A 2,693-nucleotide genomic window follows, 5' to 3' on the forward strand; every position below is an offset into this window, starting at 1 on the left:
TCCAAGAATACTCCCAACAGGGCACACATACCCGCTCCATCAAAGGTGCTTATCCCGAAATCATCATAGCCATCAGCGGGGTCAACCACTGTCGGCGATGGCACAGGCGGAGGACCATCCCTACTATCTGGAGGAATATTAGGTGTCCCATGATAGAATAATGTTGAACCTGTGGCGGCTATCTCAAAAAAGTCGACACAATCGGGAACGGGAATACACACTGGAGAATGCGTGGGAGTGGAATCGATTCCGTCATGTATTGAATGGACTGAAACCCCACTGGGTTGTCCAGCAAAATAAGGACAGGCTTTGCCAGAAACTGCCAAGTAAGTAGTTTCCGCTGTTTCTTTTACACGATTTGCTATAACCATAACCTCGAAACTGCTGTCCTCAACTCCGGGCAAATCTTCGCTCATCACCCACTCAAAGCAATGTGTTCCAAGAGTAATATTTGCGCCTATGTCTCCCGCAGTATCCAATAATGTGACAAACCAACTACTTCCCGCAGGCGTCCATGTCCCGCCGCTATCAGCACTCATCCACACTGATATGTTAGCTTCGCAGTTCGAAAGGGTGTAGCATATATGAACAATATTGCTGTCGTTACAATCTGTCTCCTCCCAAAACCAAACTGAATCTACAACAGGGTATTTAACGGTAACCACAACCGTGTCCTCGTCGATGCAATTTACACTGTCGATAACGGTAAGAATATATTGTGTTGTAGTATCAGGCGATGCGATTGGATTAGGAGAGGAGGGATTATTGAGTCCGGCAGCTGGAGTCCATATGTAAGTGTAAGGCGGGACACCCTTGTCTGCCGAAGGAGAGCCACCTATTATTGCTCTTTCTCCATAGCATATAGTTACATCATCTCCAGCGTCTGCATAAACGACTGGCGGAATAAAGATACAACCCGAAACAATAGTAGTATCAGGATAAGGAATAGGGGTTGAAGCCTTGTGAGCAATCACTCGGACATCGTCTATATACCAACCAGCATAATCGTTATCAGTTGCATCATTTGCGAAGCGGAAACGCAGCAATACTGTGTGTCCAACGAGCATACTAAGGTCACATTCAACCCTTTGCCAACCCGTCAGTCTGCCTGAGCCCCAACCCGTTGAGCCAAGAAGGTCAACCCAGTAACCTCCACCCGATATGTTAAACCAAGTCGCTCCACCGTCAGTAGAAGCACAAACATTGCCACCGTCGTAAACATGGTCAATGCTCCAATCGGTAGTATCGGAGTAAGTTATCGGAAGCTCATACCAGTGCCAGAATATAAGTTCTGCGCGGTCGGTGGTAGAGAGAGACCTTAGGTCAACGGAAAGAGTCAAATCCCAGTTATGCGAACCTCCATCATAGTCGCCGCCTATGACAGTTCCCCAGCATTTAGTCCCGGAATGAGCGCCAGGCGGTCCAACGGGAACACCCCATTGCCAACCAGCTGGGTCGGAACTTACAAGTCCCCCATCGTCAAGCTCGAAATCGGACTCATATAGAACAGTATCTGACATAATAAAGCTATCGCCCGCAATATAAACGAACATAATTTCGAAACATACGGTAGTATCGAGAACTGTGCCATCTGCATGCACATTCCAGAAAACATCACCAGAGCTATCTGGATATAAGCTTGGCGGGTTTAACCATTGTCTAACCGTTAAGGGGTCATCAAGTGCTAAGCCATCGGGAAGGAATAGATGTGCTTGTACGCTGTCTATTGTTCCGCTAACACCATAGTTGAACGCTCGAGCTCCTATCCGAAAAGGCAAGAACTCGCAACTCGCCGTAGGGTCAAACCTCAAAGTCTCGGGATAAAAAAGGTCGGCTGGAAGCACACCAGGACTATAGAAGAAGAAATCATCCACCCAAACCCAATTCGAGTGGTCCCCCATATTGCACCAATGAGTTGATTTATCCCACAATGCTACTCTGATATTCACTGTGCGCCCCGCCCAGGGGGAAACATTTATGATGCGTTCCATCCACGGTGTTGGTCCACCTCCTACACCACCTGGAAATCTGTGAGATGCAAGAATGTAGTAATTACTGTCATTATCAACAATAGGACCCTCATCTAAGATAATCACAGCCTTCCCGCCCCAACTGTCCGCCTTATGCTTGAACCAAAAATGTAGGTAAACTGGCGTCGTGGATGGCACAGTTACCGTTTGAACGAGTCCGCCATCGCCACAATAGCCTGTTGCGCCACTATATACATAGCCGCACATCGGCGAAGAAACGAAATCGCCCGTGTAGGTTGGAGTGCAAGTATTCAGGCTATCGTGTAAATCACAAGCGGCACCATGGTCGCAAGTGTCAATATCATTCTCATACCATTCCCATCCAAAACCATCGAATGGACCATCCAGTGTGTCGCTGAAATCACCATTCACAAACTGCGCTTCAACAGCAAACACGAAAATCAACAGTAAATAAAAAATAATCCCTATTCGAGACATAATGATCACCTCCTACAAAATGCGGATTTTCGAATATAATAGCTGATTTAACGCTTGTGACTAAGGATTGAATCAGTTTATTTAAATGAGCTAATCGATTATAAGATGCTCGAAGCCTTGATACAAAAAATAGGTTTTGAAAACTCCGCGAATAATGCGCAGAACAACAGTGAACATCTTTACCGCTGCAGCTTGGCACATGGTAATATACGACATTATCCCCCC

At 46.5% G+C, this 2,693-nt stretch carries 1 protein-coding gene; it reads right to left on the reverse strand.

The genetic code is table 11. From position 1 onward, the window contains the following. On the reverse strand, nt 1-2,468 hold a 2,468-nt coding region (locus J7J62_05600), incomplete at its 3' end, for a hypothetical protein (GenBank protein MCD6124628.1). Between the last annotated feature and the right edge of the window lie 225 nt (nt 2,469-2,693).

The sequence above is a fragment of the bacterium genome, assembly GCA_021159335.1.
GTDB lineage: Bacteria > UBP14 > UBA6098 > B30-G16 > B30-G16 > JAGGRZ01.